Here is an 18097-nt window from a genome sequence, read left to right on the forward strand (position 1 = left end):
GGCTCGTTACCTGATGCTCTTGGATACGACGGAAGCCATGTCGTCGGCCGCCTGGATGACCTTGGAATTCATTTCATAGGCGCGCTGCGCGGAAATCAGCTCGGTGATTTCCTTGACCGGGTCCACGTTGGAGGCTTCGAGATAGCCCTGTTCGATGGTGGCGTAGCCGGGATCGCCGGGAATGCCGATATTGGCGGCGCCGGACGCCGGCGTTTCCTGGAACAGATTGTCGCCAAGCGGGGCAAGGCCCGCCTCGTTGGCGAAGTTGGCCAGCGTCAACTGACCGAGATCCTGAAGGTCGGTCTGGCCGTCGATGCGGGCAAATACCTGACCCGTCTTGTTGACGATGACCTCGACGGCGTCCTGTGGAACGGTGATCGCCGGGATTACGGTCGCGCCGTCGACCGTCACCAACTGGCCGTCGGCGTTGGTGTTGAAAGCGCCGGCGCGACTATAGAGCGTGGAGCCGTCGGCGGCTTCGATCTGGAACCAGCCCTTGCCGGTGATCGCCAGGTCGAAGTTGTTGCCGGTGCTTGTCAGTGAGCCTTGGGTGTGGACGTTGCGGACGGCAGTGGTCTTGACGCCAAGACCGATCGAGACCCCTTCCGGAACGATCGAGGAATTGGCGCGGTTGGGCACGCCCTGCGTGCGGTCGACCTGATAGAGCAGGTCGGAAAATTCGGCCCGCGCCCGCTTGTAGCCGGTGGTGTTGATATTGGCGATGTTGTTGGCGATCACTTCCAGGTTCGTCTGCTGGGCGTTCATGCCGGTGGCGGCGATGGCGAGTGCTTTCACGGAAATTCCCTCAGATGCTCATGCGGCTGACGTCGAGATAGGCGGAAACGATCTTGTCGCGGATGGCGACGGCCGTCTGGAGTGCCTGCTGTGCGCTCATGACCGCGTCGGCAACCTCGCGGGTGTCGGCGTCGCCTTTGAGCGCCTGCAGCGAAACCTGTTCGGCGTTCTGCAAGGTGTCGATCGTCTTTGTGGCGGCCTGCTTCAGCGCGTCGGTAAAGGACGTGGCGAAACTGTCGCCCGACAGCGGTGCGGCACCGCCCTGGAACAGGCTGGTTGCCGCATCCGTGCCGCCGATGGCGGGTTTTAGTTGAAGAGCGCCGATGCCGCCGATCATGCCTAGTTCCTCATCAGGTCAATGGTCATGGAAATGAGGTCGCGCGCCTGCTTGATGACCTGCAAATTGGCCTCGTAGGAGCGGTTGGCCTCCGTCATGTCCGCCATTTCGACCAGCACGTTGACGTTGGGCATCTTGACGTAACCCTTGGCGTCGGCGGCCTCGTTGCCGGGCTGGAATTCGACGGGAAAAGCGGAATGGTCGCGGTCGATCGCGCTGACATCGACCAGCGAAGCGCCCGAGGCGCGGTCCAGTTCGGAGACGAAGCTGATGGTCTTGCGGCGGTACGGATCGGCGCCCGGCGTCGAGCCGGTCGACTGGGCGTTGGCGAGGTTTTCCGAAACGACGCGCAGGCGTTCGGACTGCGCGCCGAGGCCGGATGCTGCGACTTTCAATGCGGCGGAGAGCGCGTCCATGGTCAGCCCTTCACCACGGTCATCATCATGGTATGGAAGGCCTTGACGATGGCCGTGTTCAGCTCGAAGCCGCGGCGGACCTCGCCGGCCTTCACCAGTTCGTCTTCGACCACGACGGTGTTTTTCGAGGGCAGGATCGCGCCGTTATATTCCTGCTGGCGGATGGTGTAGCCGGCCTGCGTGGCGCCGGTGCCGAGATGACCGGATTGCGTTGCGCGCAGTGACACTTCGGACTGATCAAGAACCTTTTCGAAAGGCTGGACGTCGGTGGCGGTGTAGCCAGGCGTGTTGGCGTTGGCGATGTTGCCGGCAATCGACGACTGGCGCACGGCGAGCCATTGCGCCTGCTTGGTTGCAAGACCGAAAAGGTTGACGGGCTCCATGAGAATCTCCGGGCAGGTTGCCGCAGACTACGTCGCCAGTCTTGCGCGGGCCTTGCGCAGGTTCTCCCGGATCAGGCTGCTATTTCGTCAGCGCGACGACGCGGTTGGTGCTGGTGACCAGAACCCATTTGCCGCCACGCTGTTCGATGGAGGCGACCTTGCTGTTGTCCGGCAACGTGGAGCCGGGCTGGACGATCCACAGGCCGGCATTGTCCTCGATCATGGCGCGGCCATTGGCGACATGCACCAACTGGAACTCGGTATGTTCCGCGGGGAAGGGCTGCTGGTCGAGGCCGGGCGCCTTGTCGGGGTCCTCCGGTCTTTCGGCAGGCGTGCCGGTGGCGAACAGATCGAGGTTGCGGGCCGACATATCGGATGATGGATCCGGCACGATGCCCATGGGACGATCCGACATGACCATCCGGCCGCTCCTGTTGCCGTGGCCGCCCAGCTTGAAGCCGTGGCTGCTGAAGCGGATGTCGTTGTAGAAGATGTACCAGGGAAACAGCGCGCAGATCAGGCCGAGCGTGACACCAAGCGCGGCAAGCACCAGGTCGCTGCGCCGGTCGGATTTTATCTTCGGTTTCGGAAACTGAGCCTGAGGCGGTGAAGGCCAGTCTGCCGCGAGCGAATTTTTTGCGCGGGGAGCCGCGCCGCCGGGTCGCGACTTGACTGGCGACTTTTTCGAAAAAAGCCCTGAAAGCAGGGAGCGGCGGCTTTCTTCGACGCCGCCTTCGCCAACCTGCTTCTCGGCAAGCAGTTCTTGTAGCACGCGCTCGGTGCGCTGCCGTTCACTCTCCGGCATCGGCATTCTGCTTCACCTTCAAATGACGGGCGAGATCGGAGAACGGATCGGCGGAGGGCCGGTCCTTCGGCGATTGGGTGAGGGCTTCATAGATGAGCGGAACCTGCAGAACGGCCATGTCCAGTTCGGCGTCGACGCCGCCCTGGTAAGCCCCGAGCAGGCGGATGTCGCGCGTATCCTCGAATCGAGAGATCATCGATTTCAGTTTCGTCACCAGTCCCCGCTGCTCGGGGCTCCAGGCCTTGCCGGCAAGGCGCGAGATGGAGGACAGCGGGTTGACGGGCGGATAGCGGCCCTGCTCGGCGATGGCGCGGTCCAGCACGACATGGCCGTCGAGGATGCCGCGCACCGAATCGGCAACCGGGTCGTTGTGGTCGTCGCCGTCGACCAGCACGGAAATGATGGCGGTGATGGAGCCTGTTCCCTCGACGCCCGGCCCCGCACGTTCCAGCAGCTTGGGCAGGTCCGTGAACACGGATGCCGGATAGCCGCGCGCGACCGGGGGCTCGCCGGTTCCTGTCGCTACCTCGCGCAGCGCGTGCGCAAAGCGGGTGATCGAATCCAGCACCAGCAGCACGCGATGGCCCTGGTCGCGGAAATGCTCGGCAACCCGCATGGCGGTATCCGGGGCGCGCCGGCGCATCATGGCGCTCTCGTCGCTGGTGGCGACGACGGCAACCGTCTTGGCCATACTTTCGCCGATCGTATCCTCGAGAAATTCGCGCACCTCGCGGCCGCGTTCGCCGATCAGCGCCACCACGACGGTATCGAATGCGTCGGCACCGGCCAGCATGGCGAGCAGCGTCGACTTGCCGACTCCGGAGCCGGCAAAGATGCCGAGACGCTGCCCAAGGCAGAGCGGCGTGAAGATGTCGATGACGCGCACGCCGGTCATGAACGAGGTGCCGACGCGCTGGCGCTCCATGGCGCCTGGCGTGGCATCGTTGCCGGAGCCGGCATCATCGCCCCGGATCAATGCCGGCCCGCCGTCGATGGCGCGCGCAAGCGCGTCGATGGCGCGGCCGCGCCAAGAGGCATGCGGGTTCACCGTCAACGGGCCGCGGCGGAATACGGCATCGCCGATGCCGGCTTCGGCGCTGCGCTCGAAGGGGGCGACCACCACCTCTTCCCGCGCGATCTTGATGATCTCGCCGCTTTTGGTTCCTGCCTGGCTGCGGTGCTCGACGACGTCGCCAAGCCGGGCGATGCTGGAAAGGCCGTGCGCCTTGTAGTGGGTGGGAGAGACCTCCACGATGCGGCCGCCGCGCCGCAGCAACGTTTCCTCGTCGCCGAAACGGCGCCAGACATGCTCAAGCGCCGACAGCGAGCCCTGCGGGTCGGCATCGACGGCGCGTTCCGCCACGCGCACCAGGGGCTGGTCGGGCGACATTCAGGCGGCGCTACTTGGAGCCGAGCGCCTTGATCGCTTCGTCGCTGGACGAAGCGACCTGGCGCATCAGGGCCGCGGTGTTCTCGAAGGCACGCTGAACCTGGATCAGCCGGGTCATTTCCAGAATCGGGTTGACGTTGGATTCCTCGATGAAGCCCTGCGCCATGCCGGCGTCGGTCCGGTCGACCACCGGTTCCGGCTCCTTGGCCGGCACGACGCCTGAATTGCCGTAACGGACAAAATTCGGGCCGGGATCGAAGTCGAACAGGCCGATGGTGCCGACAGACTGAGCGCCTTGGCGGAGCGAACCGTCTGCCCCGGCCTTGGGCGGACCGCCGCGCGGGTCGAGCTGGATCGGCGCGCCGCCGGCATCCAGTACCGGATAGCCTTCGATCGACATGAGCTGGCCGTTCTCGTCCATCGAGAAACGGCCGTCGCGCGTCATCACCGTACCGGCCGGCGTTTCTATGCCGAACCACGCGTCGCCCTGGATGGCGAAGTCGAACGGGTTGCCGGTCTGGGTCATCGCGCCATGTGCGCCCGACAGGAACGTCTTGCCCGTGGAAGCAAAGGAAACGGACTTTTGCCCGGTGCCCGACACGACGTCCTCGAATTTCACCCCGGTGGCGCGAAAGCCGACGGTCGAGGCATTGGCGACATTGTCGGCAATGGTGTCGAGGCGGCGTTCCAGCGCGATCTGGGCCGATAGGGAGACGTAGAGACTATCCTGCATCGGGTCCTCAGTATCTCAAATTCTGCATGGCGATCATCAGATCGGTGGAAATGCCGATGGCGGTCGGCTGCGCAAACAGCACGCTGACCGAAGTCACCGCGCTGGAGGTGGGGTGGTTGATTTCATAGAGGCTGGTGAAGCGGGTCAGAAACTTGTCGAGCTTGGCCGGATCGGTGAAATCGGCGATGTCCAGCTTGCTTTCGAAAAGTGCTGCCTGCCTGTCGATGTCGGCGGTAGCGAAGGAATCGGGCAGGCCGAGCGCGGTGCGCACCACGGAAGCCAGCGCCTTGTCGGCCAGTACGTCGTACCAGTTGGTGATGTCGGGCGCCTTGCGTTCGAAGTTGAGCGCGAGGCGCACGCCGTCATTGGTCTTGCCCGCGTTTTCTTCCAGCGTCTGGCGCATGTATTTGTCGACGGCAGGCTGGCCCGCGGCGACATAGGTCGTCGCCTCCTCGCCATATTGCTCGAAGTTGAAGGCGGATACGAAGGCCGCATAACGCTTGTCCGAAAGCTTGTTTGCGGGGCTGTCGGGGTCCTGGACGCCGCCTTCGAGCAACGAGCGCAGGTGGGCCGGGTTCTCGGTTTGCGGATCGAGCCCGAAAGAGGAAAGGGCGTAGTTGAGCAGCCGCTTGTCGGCCATCAGGCCGTCGATGGACGTGAGCTTCGTGACATTGGCCTGGTAGTAGTCGGTTTCCGCCTTCACATAGCTGTCCGGCGGCTTGACCAGGCCAAGCGCGTTCAAGGTCGTATAGCCGGCAGGCGTGGTGTCGAGCACGACCGATCGGGACGTTGCGTTGGAACCGTATGCCTCGAAATTAAAGGCATGGACGAAGGCGCCGTATCGCTTGTCGTCAAGCTTGTTGGCCGGGCTGTTGGGATCGCTGACGCCACCGGTCAGCATCTTCCGGATCGTCGCCGGGTCCTCCAGGGACGCGTCCAGCCCGTAAGCCGCCAGGGCGTAGGTCAGCAGGCGCGTGTCCGCCATAAGGCCGTTGATCGACTTCACCTTGGAGATGTTGGCGCGGAAATAGGCGGTTTCCGGGTCGGCGTTTTCGATATGGTAGCGGGGGGTCTGCTCGATCACCTCGAGGCGCGACGTCGTTGCGGCTCCGTAGTCGGCGAAGTCGAAGGCGGCGACGAACGCGGCGTAACGCTTGTCGGTCGACTGGTTGGCCGGGCTGCCCGGATCGCTGATGCCGCCCAAGAGCATGGTGCGGACACGGTCCAGCGGCTCCTTCGTCGCGTCGAGCCCGTAGGCGGCCATCGAATAGGTCAGCAGGCGCTTGTCGAGGAGCAGGTCGTTGACCGACTTCACGCTGCCGATATTGGCGCGGAAATAGGCGTTGTCGGGATCGTCGCTCTGAAGGTAGAGCGCCGGCGTGGCCTGGGTCACCTCGTCACGCGCGGTTGTCGCCGTGCCATATTGCGAAAAGTCGAAGGCCCTGACGAAGGCCGCGTAACGCTTGTCGGTCAACTGGTTGGCAGGACTGTTCGGGTCGCTGACGCCGCCCGCCAGCATATCGCGGACCTTGACGGACGATTCCGTTTTCGCATCGAGGCCGAAAGCGGACATCGCGAAAGTCAGCAGGCGCTTGTCGCCGATCAGGTCGATGATCGAGGTCACCTTGCCGATATTGGCGTTGTAGTAATCGGTTTCCGCCTGCATCGCGCTCGAGCCGCCGCCGGGCAGGGTGAGGCCGGTTTCCTTGAGATAGGCTTGCGGGGTTTGCGTGAGCACGGCGCTGCTCTGCGTGGTCTGGTCACCGTGTTGTGCGAAGTCGAAAACGGTGACGAAATTTGCGTAACGCTTGTCGGCAAGCTGGTTGGCCGGGCTGTTGGGATCGCTGACGCCGCCCTCCAGCATCTGCCGCACGGTGGCTGGCGGCTCGGCGGCGACGTCCAGCCCGAAGGCGGCCATCGCATAGCCGAGCAGGCGCTTGTCGCCCATCAAATCGTCGATCGACTTCACATTGCCGATATTGGCGAGGAAGTTGATCGTTTCACCCCGGTGGCCATCGAGGCCACCTTGCGTGGCGTTGAGTTCGACCTGGATCGCAAAATTCTTGGTCACGCCCTGCTGGGCCATATTGTAGGACGTAGCCGTTTCGCCGTTCTTGGCGAAGTTGAAGGCGGAGACGAACTGGGCGTAGCGCTTGTCGGTCAGCTTGTTGGCAAAACTGTCGGGGTCGCTGACGCCTTCATTCAGCGCCTTGATCATGAACGCCTTGGCGTAGGCCATGTCTCCCAGCCCGTAAGCCTTCATCGCATAGTTGAAGAGGCGGTAGTCGTTGACGAACTCTTCCGCGCTTTTCACCTTGGTGATATTGGCGAGATAATAGTCGGTCTCGCGCTTGACCGCGGGCTGGATTTCGACGCTGTCGATCGCCTTGGGAATGTCACGCGCTATCAGTTGATAGCTCGTATAGGTGTTTATCATGGCGCGTCTCCGGCCGAATCTATCCGCAAGATAACCGAACTTCCTTGCGCGAAACTGAATCGGCCCCCGCCTGCGATTCAAGCCTCACACAAGGCACGCGTGCGATTCGATACGCTTGACGTGAGTCGGAAGGATCGGCCGTGGGCATTCTGATCGGATTGGTAGTGACGCTCGGCTGTGTGCTGGGCGGCTTCATGGCCATGGGCGGGCATCTGCAGGTGCTGATCCAACCTTATGAAGCGGTCGTGATCTGTGGCGCCGCCCTTGGAACCTTCATCGTGGCCAATTCGATGAAGACGGTAAAGGATACCGGCAGGGGCATCGTCGAAGCGCTCAAAGGCTCCGTCCCCCAGGAACAGGATTATCTCGAAACTCTCGGCGTGCTGCACGCGCTGATGCGCGAATTGCGCTCCAAATCGCGCAGCGAAGTCGAGGCGCATATCGACAGCGCCGAGGAATCGGCGATTTTCCAGGCTTTCCCGACCGTGATGAAAAATCCGGACCTGCGCAATTTCATCTGCGATTACTGCCGCATCATCATCATCGGCAATGCACGCTCGCATGAAATCGAAGCGCTGATGGACGAAGAGATACAGACGATCCGCACCGACAAGCTGAAAGCCTACCACGCCATGGTCGCAGTGGGCGACGGGCTGCCGGCGCTCGGCATCGTTGCCGCCGTGCTCGGCGTGGTCAAGGCCATGGGGGCGCTGGATCAGTCGCCGGAGGTTCTGGGCGAACTGATCGGGGCTGCCTTGGTCGGCACGTTCCTCGGCATCTTCCTTTCCTATACCGTGGTCGGTCCCATCGCCACCAAGATCAAGACGGTGCGCGAGAAGAAGAACCGGCTCTACGTCATCGTCAAGCAGACGCTGCTGGCCTATATGAACGGCGCGCTGCCGCAGGTGGCGATCGAGTTCGGCCGCAAGACCATCTCGTCGCATGATCGCCCGTCCATCGACTCGGTGGAGCAGAGCACGATGAACACCGGCGCCGCCGAAAAGAAGGCGGCATGAGCCGTGCGGCTGGCGCTAAAGCGACGGCGGACGGCATGCACAGCGCGTCTAGCCCGGCCGAGACTCGTGCCTTCATCATCGAGCGGCTCGTCGGCGACACCGGCGAGCCCGAGCAGGTGATCGCCGCCGCGCGGGCCTTGGCCGAGCGCGCCGTGCCGGCCATCATGGCCGGGATGCACCAGAACATGGCGATCAGCATCGCCATTGAAGTCATCGACGTGGAGGTCGTTCGCTTTGTCGAGGCGCGGCCGCCGCAAACAAACCATGCCATGACCATCGCGGCATCCGCGTCCTCGCCCGATGCGCTGGTCCTGTCGATCGACAACGATGCGCTGGCGGTGATCGTGAGCACCCTGTTCGGCGGTGATCCACAGGTTGCGGTGGCGCCCATTGCGCGAGAATTGTCGCCGCTTGAAACCGAAGTCGCGACCATGGTGTTTGAGCAGGTCGCCCAGGCCGTCAACGGTTCCGGCCCGCGTGCCTTCGAATTCAAGCTGCCGCTGCCGCTGGCGATTACCGGAACGGAAATGACCAGGCACCTGCTGCGCGATGGCCCGGGCGTACGCGTGACGTTTTCCGTGGCGACGCCGTCGTCGCGCGGGACCATGGCGCTGACGATGCCGCAGCGCGTGCTGCTGAAGCACCGCGGCGATACGGGCGCCGCTGCCCGCGATGCAGTTCCCGCCACCGAATGGCGCGACCGCTTCTCCGAAGAAGTCATGCGCTCTACGGTGAACCTCGAGGCGACGATGCCGCTTGGCCGGCTGACGCTTGGCGACCTTGCCGGCTTCGAGCAGGGCATGGTCATCGAGTTCGATGAAACGGCGCAGGCCCAGGCCCGCCTTTCGGCGCGCGGCAAGACGCTGTTCGTATGCGAATTCGGGAAACTAGGGCAGAATTACACCGTCCGAATCAGGCATCCTTTCGATGCCGGGCAGGACTTCATCGATGGGCTTTTGCCGGGATGACGCGTTTGCGCCAGCAGGCATTGCTTTCAGGAGACGACGCATGAGCCAGACTGAACCCGAGGCCGGGGCCGGCATACCCGACGAGCAGTTGGATCGGGCCATCGAGGAACTGCGTGGCGTGCTCAAGGAAGAAGAGCGGCGTCCCGATGCGGCCTTTCGCGCCGCCGGTGCGACAAATTCCGGCATCATCATGAACATCCCCGTCGATGTGCAGATCGTTCTGGGCAGCACCGAAATGCCGGTTTCGGAGTTGATGGCGTTGCAGAAGGGGTCGACGGTTGCGTTGAACCGCCGCATCGGCGAGCCGGTCGACGTCGTCGTCAACGGCCGCAAGATCGCGCGCGGCGAGATCACGGTGCTGGAAAGCGACCCGTCGCGTTTCGGCATCAGGCTCACCGAAATCATCGCCGCCGCCAAGAGCGCCTAAACGTGGTTGAAGCGGCTGGGCGGGGAGGGGCAGCATGACGCAGTTGGCACTGACGCGCGCGCAAAAAGCCGCCGCCATCCTGGTGGCGATGGGCAAGCCGTCCGCAAGCAGGCTGCTCAAATTCTTCAAGCAAGAGGAACTCAAGGCGCTGATCGAAGGCGCGCGGCTGCTACAAACGATTCCGCAGAGCGTCCTTGAGCAAATCGTCGCCGAATTCGAGGCCGAGTTCACCGAGGGGGCGGGCTTGCTCGATTCGGCAGACAAGATGGATACCATCCTCAATGAGACGCTTTCGCCCGAGGAAATGAGCGCCATCATGGGCGGCAAGAAGCCTGTGGCGACCGATGGCGCACCGCCCCCGATTTGGCCCGACCTGGAAAATCTCGATCCGGCCAGGCTGGGCGCGTTCCTGGCGGGCGAACATGCACAGACATCGGCCATGGTCTTGTCCAAGCTTTCGCCGGAAGCCGCCGCCAAGGTGCTGCTCACGCTGGAGAAGCCGTTGCGCAACGCGGTGATCGGACGGATGGTGACGACGTCGACATTCTCCGACACGGCGACGCGGATCGTCGAGAACCAACTGCGCAGCCGCGTGCTTGCCGAAACGTCGTCGACGGACAATTCGGCGGGGCAGGCGCGCGTCGCCAGCCTGCTGAACGAGATGGACAAGTCCCAGCTCGACGAGATCATGCAGGATCTGGAAATGTCCGGCACGCCGGACCTGGCGGCCATCAAGGCCCGGCTCTTTTCCTTCGAGGATATCCTTCTGCTGACCCAGAAGGCTCGCGTGGCGCTGTTCGACGGGCTGTCGAGCGAGTTGGTGACGCTGTCGCTGCGGGACGCCCCGCCAGAGGTGGTCGAAGCGGTGCTGTCGTCGATTGGCGCACGCTCGCGCCGCATGATCGAGGCCGAACTCGGCCAGGGTGTGAACGGCATCCAGCCGGCCGATATCGCACAGGCGCGCAAGACCATTGCCACCACGGCGGTCGCCATGGCGCGCGAAGGGGCTTTCGAGCTTCCCGCCACGCAGACGGCTGAAGCCGCGTAGGCCGCGGGCGGCGTAAGCCATGGCGGATGAAGACAAGGACTCCAAGACAGAAGACGCGACCGAAAAGAAGGTCCGCGACACGATAGAAAAGGGCAAGCTACCCCAGTCGCGCGAAACGGCGCTGCTGGCGTCCTTCCTTGCCATCCTGATCTATACCGTTTTCTACGCCAAGGACGCTTTCGTCGATCTCGGCGTATTCCTGTCGATGTTTCTGGAAAAGCCGGAAGCATGGCCGATGGACACCGCAGCGGATGTCACCTTGCTGTATAAGAGCGTCATGATGGAGATCGGCCGCGCGCTGGTCGGCCTGCTGGTCCTGTTGGTGGTGGCGGGTGTTGGCTCTTCGGTTCTCCAGAACCTGCCGCAATTCGTCGGCGAGCGGATCAGGCCGCAGCTTTCGCGCATCTCTCTTTCGAAAGGCTGGAACCGTATGTTCGGTATCCAGGGCTTCGTGGAATTCCTGAAGTCGCTGGCCAAGCTTGGCTTTGTCAGCGCGGTTCTGGTGTTCACCCTGTCGCAGGAACACCGGCGGCTTTTGGCCGGAATGATTACCAATCCGCTCGAATTCGCCATGGTCATCCGGGGAACCGTTGTCGACATCCTGGTGTCGATCATCTTCGTCATGGTGCTGATCGCCGGCGCTGACCTTGTCTGGTCCCGCTTCAACTGGCGCCAGGAAATGCGGATGAGCAAGCAGGAGGTGAAGGACGAGTTCAAGCAGTCGGAAGGCGACCCCATCGTCAAGGCGCGGCTGCGGTCGCTGGCGCGCGACCGGTCGCGGCGGCGCATGATGGCGGCGATACCGCGCGCAACGCTGATCATCGCCAACCCAACCCACTTCTCGATAGCGCTCAAATATGTGCGCGAAGAGGATTCGGCTCCGCTGGTGCTGGCCAAGGGCCAGGACCTGGTGGCGCTGAAGATCCGCGAAATCGCCAAGGAGCACAATATTCCGGTCTTCGAGGACGTGGCGCTTGCGCGCTCCATGTACAAGCAAGTTTCGGTGGATAGTGTGATCCCGTCGCAATTCTACCAGGCCGTCGCGGAACTGGTGCGGGTTGTCTATTCGAAAAAAGCTTAGGCAGGTCATGAACGGACGGTCCATCGCACAATGAATCGACAGCCCCATGCAAACACGCGAGAAATCATCGTGGCCGAGGCCATCGAGCAGGTGGTGCGCGAGCTTCGGCTGATCGATGTCGCCGACTACATCGCCTTCATCCGGCTGGAGCATTTCGCCTGCCTGTCCGATCTCGTGGATTCCGCGGCAGAGCTGTTTTTCATGCCCGGCACGCTGAAACTCGGCCATGGCGGCGAAGCCCATATCGATTGGAGCGGCAGCCCGCGCATCGAACTCGACCTTGAAATGCGGCCGCCGGGTGCTACCGTCTATTTCCAGTTGACGCTGAGCGAGCACGACGCGTCCGTCGTGGTCAACTACGTGTCGTTCGAACATCCCGACGAAGACCCGGCCCGCAACACCGCGTTTTTGCAGAACGTGATCGACCAGGCGCGTATCCGGCGGGCTGAACCGGCGACGATCCGCTAGAGCGGTGGACGCTCGAATAATCCGAGCTGCCGCTCTATCTTTTTGTTTGAGCATCGGGTTTTCCGAAAACCGGTAACCACTTTGCGGCCCGATGCTCTGGCTCGTTACTCGATCAGGCCCAGCCGCAGCGCCTTGGCTACCGCTTGCGTGCGGCTGACGGCGTTGAGCTTCTGGGCGCATTGGGTGAGGTACTGGTTGGCGGTGTGGACGGACAGCTTCAACGCCCGTGCGATGGCTTCGCTGGTATACCCGTTCGCCGTCAGCTTCAGGCATTCCAGTTCCCGCTTGGATATGGCTCTCGCCTGGCCGCAATCGCCGGGCCTGATGCGCGCCACGGCGGCGAAAAGCGAAAAGCAGCGGGCGTGGATTTCGTAGAGCGCGTCTTGCGGCAGGGAAATTTCCGACCCGAGGAATACAACCAGCCCGCATTGACCGCGTTCGGCGTGAACGGGAAATGCGATGCCGTCGGTGCCCCGCGCCAGTGGCCCGATGGGTGAGGCGCAGGAAAGATCGCGGAAGACGGCGTCCGTGCCGGGCATGCCGGTGTCACCCCACCAGCGCGGCACGGTCGATACGCGCGTATGGCCGACGATTTCCTCTCCGTTATTGCCCGACATGAATTTGGTCGTGACGGCAACGCCGGGATATTCGCTGTCGAAGCAGGGAACGAGGCGCGCCCGCTCGGCCGATGGGCCGATGAAGAACAGCCCGAAACCCGATGCGTTGAGATCGGTGGCGATCCAGCGGCAGCGGCGGACGGCATCGGGGATCGTGATCGTGCAATGCGTTTCGGAACCAGGATTGATGGCGCCGAAGGGATTGCGATGTTCATCGAACGAGGTTTCGGTGTCCTGCCCGATGTCGTTCCTGACTGCGAAGGCGTGGGTCAAATGATGCCGCTCCTGATCGCGGTTGCAATTGCCATGGCGCGGTTCGACGCTCCGAATTTCTGGATCGCATGCGTGATGTAGCTGTTGACGGTGTTGGAAGAGACGCTGAGGATGACCGCAACCTCGTCCGTGGTCTTGCCCTCCGAAACCCAGAACAGGCATTCGCGTTCGCGGTCGGACAGCGGGTCCTGCATGGCCGACTGGGCAAGAAGGTCGGGAACCTGGGACAGCGCATAGCAGCATTTCAACTGGGCCTTCATCAGCCCGGTAGGGTCGATGCTGCCGGCCTCCGCCGCCGAGAACAGGATAAACAGGCGCTGGTGGCCGACATTCAGCCGCTGCGAATAGATTTCGGCGTGGCCAAGCACATCGAGAAGGCGCGCTTCCTCGCCGGTAATCAGGCCGGGCGCCTGGCTTGCAAGGAGGGGTTGCGGCCGGACGCCGGGGGCGGCGGTCAGCGGTCCCTGGGCGAGCGCGGCGATCAGCGGCTTGCCGGTCAATTCGATGGCATCGAATATCCAGTTGGAAGAAACGATGCGGGCATGGTTCCTATCCTGATCGTGGACGAGGGCGACAAGCATGTAGCTGTCGGCGCCTATTTCCGCGCAAAGGTTCATGAAAAAACCGGTGAGATCGCCACGGGACGCCAGCCGTGTCATCGGGCCGCTCGCCGGGTCGTTCTCAAGAAGGGCCGCAGAACCGTTCATCTTGTCATCAGGCCAGAATCGCTTCCCATGCCCGGTGCCGGCATTGCTGGCAACGGACCCCACTACGCAAACTTTTACGATGGCACACACCGGGCACACGACAGCACCCGGATCAGGCTGGAATCCATGGGGGAACGCGAACCGTCCGCGTCTGGCACCGGGAAAACGACCGGCTGGCGACACTTTGGGTGGTAAGCCGCGCCCCCCAAGGACCGGCTGATTCGGGGGTAATGTAAACGCACTCGAATCCGACTTCAAATGCCAATTGACAAAAAATTAACCATAAAATTATTTCGCGAGGTCGATGGGCCGGCAGGCGGCACTCCACGGTCGTCGGCGCCTTGAAAAGGAACGATTTCGGACACGGTCAGGCGCCGCCGTTGCCGCTTTCCTGTGGAGGTGCCTCTTTGGAGCCGCACGGCGGTTGGCTCCGGCGGTCGCTGCGCCTATGGTCGCCCGCCCGAGCAAAATCACGACGAGATAAAATGGCCACCGACATCAAGCGTATCGCCGCAATCATCGCGACGGAAATCAATGCCCGAGCCGAACAGGCCGCAGCCGCCATAGGCCTGCTGGACGAGGGCGCGACGGTGCCGTTCGTGGCGCGCTATCGCAAGGAAGTGACCGGCGGTCTCGATGACACCCAGCTTCGCCTGCTTGCCGAACGGCTCGTCTATCTGCGCGAGTTGGAGACGCGGCGCGACACCATCCTTGGCTCGATCCGCGAGCAGGGCAAGCTGACCGAGGATCTGGAAGCGAAGATAGCGGCGGTTTCGACCAAGGCCGAACTGGAAGACATTTACCTGCCCTACAAGCCCAAGCGCCGCACCAAGGCCGAGATCGCACGCGAGCGCGGCCTGGGACCGCTGGCCGAGGCCATTCTGGCCGACCGCGCCGCCGTTCCGGCTGAACTGGCCGCAGCCTATGTGACCGAAGAGGTCGCGGACGCCAAGGCCGCGCTCGACGGCGCGCGCGACATCCTGTCCGAGCAATTCGCGGAAAACGCCGATCTGGTCGGCAAATTGCGTACCTACATGAAGGACCGCGCTTTCCTGCGCTCCCGCGTCGTTACCGGCAAAGAGGAAGCCGGCGCGAAGTTCTCCGACTATTTCGATCACTCCGAGCGCTGGGCCACCGTTGCCGGCCACCGCGCGCTGGCCATGCTGCGCGGCCGCAACGAGGAATTTCTGTCGCTCGATATCGAGGTCGATGCGGACGACGCATCGCCGGTCAAGCCCGTGGAAAGGACGATCGCCAGCGCCTATGCCATCGGCCAGCAATTGCCGGGCGACCGCTGGCTGATGGAGGTGGTCGGCTGGACGTGGCGGGTGAAGCTGTCGCTGCACCTGACGCTCGACCTGATGCGCGATCTGCGCGAGCGGGCCGAGGAGGAGGCGATTCACGTCTTTGCCCGCAACCTCAAGGACCTGCTGCTAGCGGCACCGGCGGGATCGCGCGCCACGATGGGGCTCGATCCCGGCATCCGCACCGGCGTCAAGGTGGCGGTGGTCGACGGCACCGGCAAGGTAGTGGCGACGTCGACCGTCTATCCGTTCCAGCCGAGAAACGATGTGCGCGGCGCGCAGGCCGAGCTTGCAAGGCTTATTCTCCAGCACAAGGTCGAACTGATCTCCATCGGCAACGGCACCGGCAGCCGCGAGACGGAAAGACTGGTCGCGGACATGCTGGCCGACATGGTTTTCGATAATGGCGCGGCCAAGCCGATGAAGGTCATCGTCAGCGAGGCGGGTGCTTCGATCTATTCGGCGTCGGCGACCGCTGCCGCCGAATTTCCCGATCTCGACGTATCGCTGCGCGGGGCCGTCTCCATCGCGCGCCGCTTGCAGGACCCGCTGGCCGAACTGGTCAAGATCGAGCCGAAATCGATCGGCGTCGGCCAGTATCAACACGATGTCGACCAGTACCGGCTCGGGCGCTCGCTGGAAGCGGTGGTCGAGGATGCGGTGAATGCAGTCGGCGTCGATCTCAACACGGCCTCCGCGCCGCTTTTGGCGCGCGTGTCCGGCCTTGGCGCATCGCTGGCCGAGGCAATCGTTGCGCATCGCGATGAGACAGGCCCGTTCGCCAGCCGCCGCGAATTGCTGAAAGTTGCAAGGCTCGGGCCGCGCGCCTTCGAGCAGAGCGCCGGCTTCCTGCGCATCCGCGACGGCGCGGAGCCGCTCGATGCGTCGTCGGTGCATCCGGAAGCCTATGGCGTCGCCAAGAAGATCGTCGCCGCCTGCGGCCGCGATTTGCGTTCGCTGATGGGCGATAGTGCGGCGTTGAAGGCGCTCGATCCGCGCGTTTTCGTCGACGAGCGTTTCGGCCTGCCTACCGTGCGCGACATCATCGCCGAGTTGGAAAAGCCCGGCCGCGATCCGCGCCCCGGCTTCAAGACGGCGACTTTTGCCGATGGCGTCGATGACATCAAGGATCTGAAGCCCGGCATGCTGCTGGAAGGCACCGTCACCAATGTCGCGGCGTTCGGCGCTTTCGTCGATATCGGCGTGCATCAGGACGGGCTGGTGCACGTCTCGCAACTGGCCGACCGCTTCGTCAAGGACGCGCATGAGGTGGTCAAGGCCGGCGACGTGGTCAAGGTGCGCGTTGTCGAGGTCGATATCAAGCGCAAGCGCATCGGGCTTTCCATGCGCAAGGATGGCGGCGGCGAACAGCGGCCGGTGCCGCGCGAACGCGATGCCGGCAAACCTCGGGCAGCTTTGGCTCCACGCCAACCGGAAAAGCCGGCGCAAGGCGCATTCGGAGCGGCGCTGGCCGACGCCATGAAGCGCAAGTGACCGTCTGCTATTGAACGCGTGCTCGCGTGCTTTCGTTTGATTTTTTTATCGTTGCGGTCGATAAGTCGGCCCACATGAAACCTTTGGAGACCGAGCATCATGGCCGCCGACAAAAATGCCTTCGTATGGGACGATCCTTTCCTGATCGAGGACCAACTGTCGGAAGACGAGCGGATGATCCGGGATGCGGCGGCCGCCTTCGCCGCCGACAAACTCGCCCCGCGCATCGAGGAGGCCTATCTTCATGAAAAGACCGATCCGGCCATCTTTCGCGAGATGGGCGAGGCGGGCCTGCTCGGCATCACCGTTCCGGAAGAATATGGCGGGCTTGGCGGCAATTACGTAACCTACGGGCTGGTGGCGCGCGAGGTCGAGAAGATCGATTCCGGCTACCGCTCGATGATGAGCGTGCAATCGTCGCTGGTGATGTATCCGATCCAGGCCTATGGCTCGGAAGAGCAGCGCAAGAAATTCCTGCCCAAGCTGGCGAGCGGCGAGTGGATCGGCTGCTTCGGCCTGACCGAACCGGATGCCGGTTCCGATCCGGGCGGCATGAAGACGCGGGTCGAAAAGACCGCGACCGGCTACCGGCTCACCGGCTCCAAGATGTGGATTTCCAACGCGCCGATCGCCGACGTGTTCGTCGTCTGGGCGAAGTCGGCCGCGCACGACAACCAGATCCGCGGCTTCGTGCTGGAAAAGGGCATGAAGGGGCTTTCGGCGCCCAAGATCGAAGGCAAGCTGTCGCTGCGCGCCTCGATCACCGGCGAGATCGTCATGGAAGGCGTCGAGGTCGGCGAGGATGCGCTGTTGCCGAATGTTTCGGGCTTGAAGGGTCCGTTCGGCTGTCTCAACCGCGCGCGCTACGGTATTTCCTGGGGCGCGATGGGAGCGGCGGAAGACTGCTGGCACCGCGCGCGGCAGTACGGGTTGGACCGCAAGCAGTTCGGCAAGCCGCTGGCCGGCATGCAGCTTTACCAGAAGAAGCTTGCCGACATGCAGACCGAGATCGCACTTGGCCTGCAGGCCTCGTTGCGGGTCGGTCGGTTGATGGACGAAGGCAAGATGGCGCCGGAAATGATCTCGATCGTCAAGCGCAACAATTGCGGCAAGGCGCTCGACATCGCGCGCCAGGCCCGCGACATGCATGGCGGCAACGGCATCCAGATCGGCTACCACGTCATGCGCCACGCGCAGAACCTGGAAACCGTGAATACCTATGAAGGCGCGCATGACGTGCATGCGCTGATCCTCGGTCGCGCCCAGACCGGCCTGCAGGCGTTTTTCTAAAAAGTTGAGGGATAGAGTCGCAATGCGGCTCTATCCTTTTGGCATCGCTGTATAATCCGTCGACGCGGATGATTGCGGAACGGCCACTCCCTTCTGACAAGAAGAATC

Annotated in this window: 18 protein-coding genes; 8 read left to right on the forward strand and 10 right to left on the reverse strand. The window is 63.1% G+C overall.

What is annotated here, in order from left to right; translation table 11 throughout:
* Positions 1 to 6: 6 nt before the first annotated feature.
* The 8 genes from flgG to ACX3P1_RS02670 all read right to left on the reverse strand — a co-directional run bounded on the left by flgG (position 7) and on the right by ACX3P1_RS02670 (position 7296).
* The gene (gene flgG, locus ACX3P1_RS02635; RefSeq protein ID WP_459077988.1) at positions 7 to 795 is read right to left on the reverse strand and encodes a flagellar basal-body rod protein FlgG; all 789 of its coding nucleotides are present in this window, start codon (positions 793 to 795) and stop codon (positions 7 to 9) included.
* A gap of 10 nt (positions 796 to 805) precedes the next feature.
* Positions 806 to 1132 (reverse strand): flagellar hook-basal body complex protein FliE, encoded by a 327-nt coding sequence (locus ACX3P1_RS02640; RefSeq protein WP_459077989.1) that lies wholly within the window; start codon positions 1130 to 1132, stop codon positions 806 to 808.
* A 2-nt stretch (positions 1133 to 1134) separates the two neighbouring features.
* On the reverse strand, positions 1135 to 1548 hold the full coding sequence (gene flgC, locus ACX3P1_RS02645) for a flagellar basal body rod protein FlgC (RefSeq protein ID WP_459077990.1): 414 nt from the start codon (positions 1546 to 1548) through the stop codon (positions 1135 to 1137).
* Positions 1549 to 1550: 2 nt separating this feature from the next.
* On the reverse strand, positions 1551 to 1931 hold the full coding sequence (gene flgB, locus ACX3P1_RS02650) for a flagellar basal body rod protein FlgB (RefSeq protein ID WP_459077991.1): 381 nt from the start codon (positions 1929 to 1931) through the stop codon (positions 1551 to 1553).
* 79 nt (positions 1932 to 2010) lie between these two features.
* Positions 2011 to 2736: a hypothetical protein gene (locus tag ACX3P1_RS02655; RefSeq protein ID WP_459077992.1), complete on the reverse strand. Its 726-nt coding sequence runs from the start codon at positions 2734 to 2736 to the stop codon at positions 2011 to 2013.
* Entirely contained in the window at positions 2723 to 4126 is a 1404-nt protein-coding gene (gene fliI, locus ACX3P1_RS02660) for a flagellar protein export ATPase FliI (RefSeq protein WP_459077993.1), read from the reverse strand. The genes ACX3P1_RS02655 and fliI overlap by 14 nt, the downstream gene beginning before the upstream one ends.
* Before the next feature lie 10 nt (positions 4127 to 4136).
* Complete coding sequence (flgF, locus tag ACX3P1_RS02665) at positions 4137 to 4859, reverse strand: flagellar basal-body rod protein FlgF (RefSeq protein ID WP_459077994.1); 723 nt, start codon at positions 4857 to 4859, stop codon at positions 4137 to 4139.
* 7 nt (positions 4860 to 4866) lie between these two features.
* The gene (locus ACX3P1_RS02670; protein WP_459077995.1) at positions 4867 to 7296 is read right to left on the reverse strand and encodes a DUF1217 domain-containing protein; all 2430 of its coding nucleotides are present in this window, start codon (positions 7294 to 7296) and stop codon (positions 4867 to 4869) included.
* Between the two features lie 140 nt (positions 7297 to 7436).
* Here ACX3P1_RS02670 and motA point away from each other — a divergent pair, with 140 nt between their 5' ends.
* Genes motA through ACX3P1_RS02700 form a run of 6 tightly spaced genes read left to right on the forward strand, consistent with a single transcriptional unit; the run spans position 7437 to position 12304 of the window.
* Positions 7437 to 8312 (forward strand): flagellar motor stator protein MotA, encoded by an 876-nt coding sequence (motA, locus tag ACX3P1_RS02675; protein ID WP_459077996.1) that lies wholly within the window; start codon positions 7437 to 7439, stop codon positions 8310 to 8312.
* The gene (locus ACX3P1_RS02680; RefSeq protein WP_459077997.1) at positions 8309 to 9280 is read left to right on the forward strand and encodes a FliM/FliN family flagellar motor switch protein; all 972 of its coding nucleotides are present in this window, start codon (positions 8309 to 8311) and stop codon (positions 9278 to 9280) included. Before motA ends, ACX3P1_RS02680 begins: the two co-directional genes overlap by 4 nt.
* Positions 9281 to 9320: 40 nt before the next feature.
* Positions 9321 to 9707: a flagellar motor switch protein FliN gene (gene fliN / locus ACX3P1_RS02685; RefSeq protein WP_459077998.1), complete on the forward strand. Its 387-nt coding sequence runs from the start codon at positions 9321 to 9323 to the stop codon at positions 9705 to 9707.
* A gap of 34 nt (positions 9708 to 9741) precedes the next feature.
* Complete coding sequence (locus ACX3P1_RS02690; RefSeq protein WP_459077999.1) at positions 9742 to 10755, forward strand: flagellar motor switch protein FliG; 1014 nt, start codon at positions 9742 to 9744, stop codon at positions 10753 to 10755.
* Positions 10756 to 10774: 19 nt separating this feature from the next.
* On the forward strand, positions 10775 to 11836 hold the full coding sequence (gene flhB / locus ACX3P1_RS02695; RefSeq protein ID WP_459078000.1) for a flagellar biosynthesis protein FlhB: 1062 nt from the start codon (positions 10775 to 10777) through the stop codon (positions 11834 to 11836).
* 30 nt (positions 11837 to 11866) lie between these two features.
* Positions 11867 to 12304: a hypothetical protein gene (locus ACX3P1_RS02700; RefSeq protein WP_459078001.1), complete on the forward strand. Its 438-nt coding sequence runs from the start codon at positions 11867 to 11869 to the stop codon at positions 12302 to 12304.
* A gap of 104 nt (positions 12305 to 12408) precedes the next feature.
* On the opposite strand, the gene ACX3P1_RS02705 is transcribed toward ACX3P1_RS02700, so the two are convergent.
* Positions 12409 to 13194, reverse strand: coding sequence for a helix-turn-helix transcriptional regulator (locus ACX3P1_RS02705; protein WP_459078002.1), 786 nt, complete (start codon positions 13192 to 13194; stop codon positions 12409 to 12411).
* Positions 13191 to 13901, reverse strand: coding sequence for a helix-turn-helix transcriptional regulator (locus ACX3P1_RS02710; RefSeq protein WP_459078003.1), 711 nt, complete (start codon positions 13899 to 13901; stop codon positions 13191 to 13193). The genes ACX3P1_RS02705 and ACX3P1_RS02710 overlap by 4 nt, the downstream gene beginning before the upstream one ends.
* A gap of 485 nt (positions 13902 to 14386) precedes the next feature.
* Here ACX3P1_RS02710 and ACX3P1_RS02715 point away from each other — a divergent pair, with 485 nt between their 5' ends.
* Complete coding sequence (locus tag ACX3P1_RS02715) at positions 14387 to 16699, forward strand: Tex family protein (RefSeq protein WP_459078004.1); 2313 nt, start codon at positions 14387 to 14389, stop codon at positions 16697 to 16699.
* Between the two features lie 99 nt (positions 16700 to 16798).
* Complete coding sequence (locus ACX3P1_RS02720; protein WP_459078005.1) at positions 16799 to 17989, forward strand: acyl-CoA dehydrogenase; 1191 nt, start codon at positions 16799 to 16801, stop codon at positions 17987 to 17989.
* The last annotated feature ends 108 nt before the right edge of the window (positions 17990 to 18097 follow it).

It is taken from the genome of Mesorhizobium sp. A623, assembly GCF_054489405.1.

Excerpts from the sequence above, each read along its gene's own strand:
- ACX3P1_RS02640 (WP_459077989.1), bottom strand. The coding sequence starts at position 1,132 with ATGATCGGCGGCATCGGCGCTCTTCAACTAAAACCCGCCATCGGCGGC.
- flgC (WP_459077990.1), bottom strand. The coding sequence starts at position 1,548 with ATGGACGCGCTCTCCGCCGCATTGAAAGTCGCAGCATCCGGCCTCGGC.
- flgB (WP_459077991.1), bottom strand. The coding sequence starts at position 1,931 with ATGGAGCCCGTCAACCTTTTCGGTCTTGCAACCAAGCAGGCGCAATGG.
- ACX3P1_RS02655 (WP_459077992.1), bottom strand. The coding sequence starts at position 2,736 with ATGCCGGAGAGTGAACGGCAGCGCACCGAGCGCGTGCTACAAGAACTG.
- fliI (WP_459077993.1), bottom strand. The coding sequence starts at position 4,126 with ATGTCGCCCGACCAGCCCCTGGTGCGCGTGGCGGAACGCGCCGTCGAT.
- flgF (WP_459077994.1), bottom strand. The coding sequence starts at position 4,859 with ATGCAGGATAGTCTCTACGTCTCCCTATCGGCCCAGATCGCGCTGGAA.
- ACX3P1_RS02670 (WP_459077995.1), bottom strand. The coding sequence starts at position 7,296 with ATGATAAACACCTATACGAGCTATCAACTGATAGCGCGTGACATTCCC.
- ACX3P1_RS02680 (WP_459077997.1), top strand. The coding sequence starts at position 8,309 with ATGAGCCGTGCGGCTGGCGCTAAAGCGACGGCGGACGGCATGCACAGC.
- fliN (WP_459077998.1), top strand. The coding sequence starts at position 9,321 with ATGAGCCAGACTGAACCCGAGGCCGGGGCCGGCATACCCGACGAGCAG.
- ACX3P1_RS02690 (WP_459077999.1), top strand. The coding sequence starts at position 9,742 with ATGACGCAGTTGGCACTGACGCGCGCGCAAAAAGCCGCCGCCATCCTG.
- flhB (WP_459078000.1), top strand. The coding sequence starts at position 10,775 with ATGGCGGATGAAGACAAGGACTCCAAGACAGAAGACGCGACCGAAAAG.
- ACX3P1_RS02700 (WP_459078001.1), top strand. The coding sequence starts at position 11,867 with ATGAATCGACAGCCCCATGCAAACACGCGAGAAATCATCGTGGCCGAG.
- ACX3P1_RS02710 (WP_459078003.1), bottom strand. The coding sequence starts at position 13,901 with ATGAACGGTTCTGCGGCCCTTCTTGAGAACGACCCGGCGAGCGGCCCG.
- ACX3P1_RS02715 (WP_459078004.1), top strand. The coding sequence starts at position 14,387 with ATGGCCACCGACATCAAGCGTATCGCCGCAATCATCGCGACGGAAATC.
- ACX3P1_RS02720 (WP_459078005.1), top strand. The coding sequence starts at position 16,799 with ATGGCCGCCGACAAAAATGCCTTCGTATGGGACGATCCTTTCCTGATC.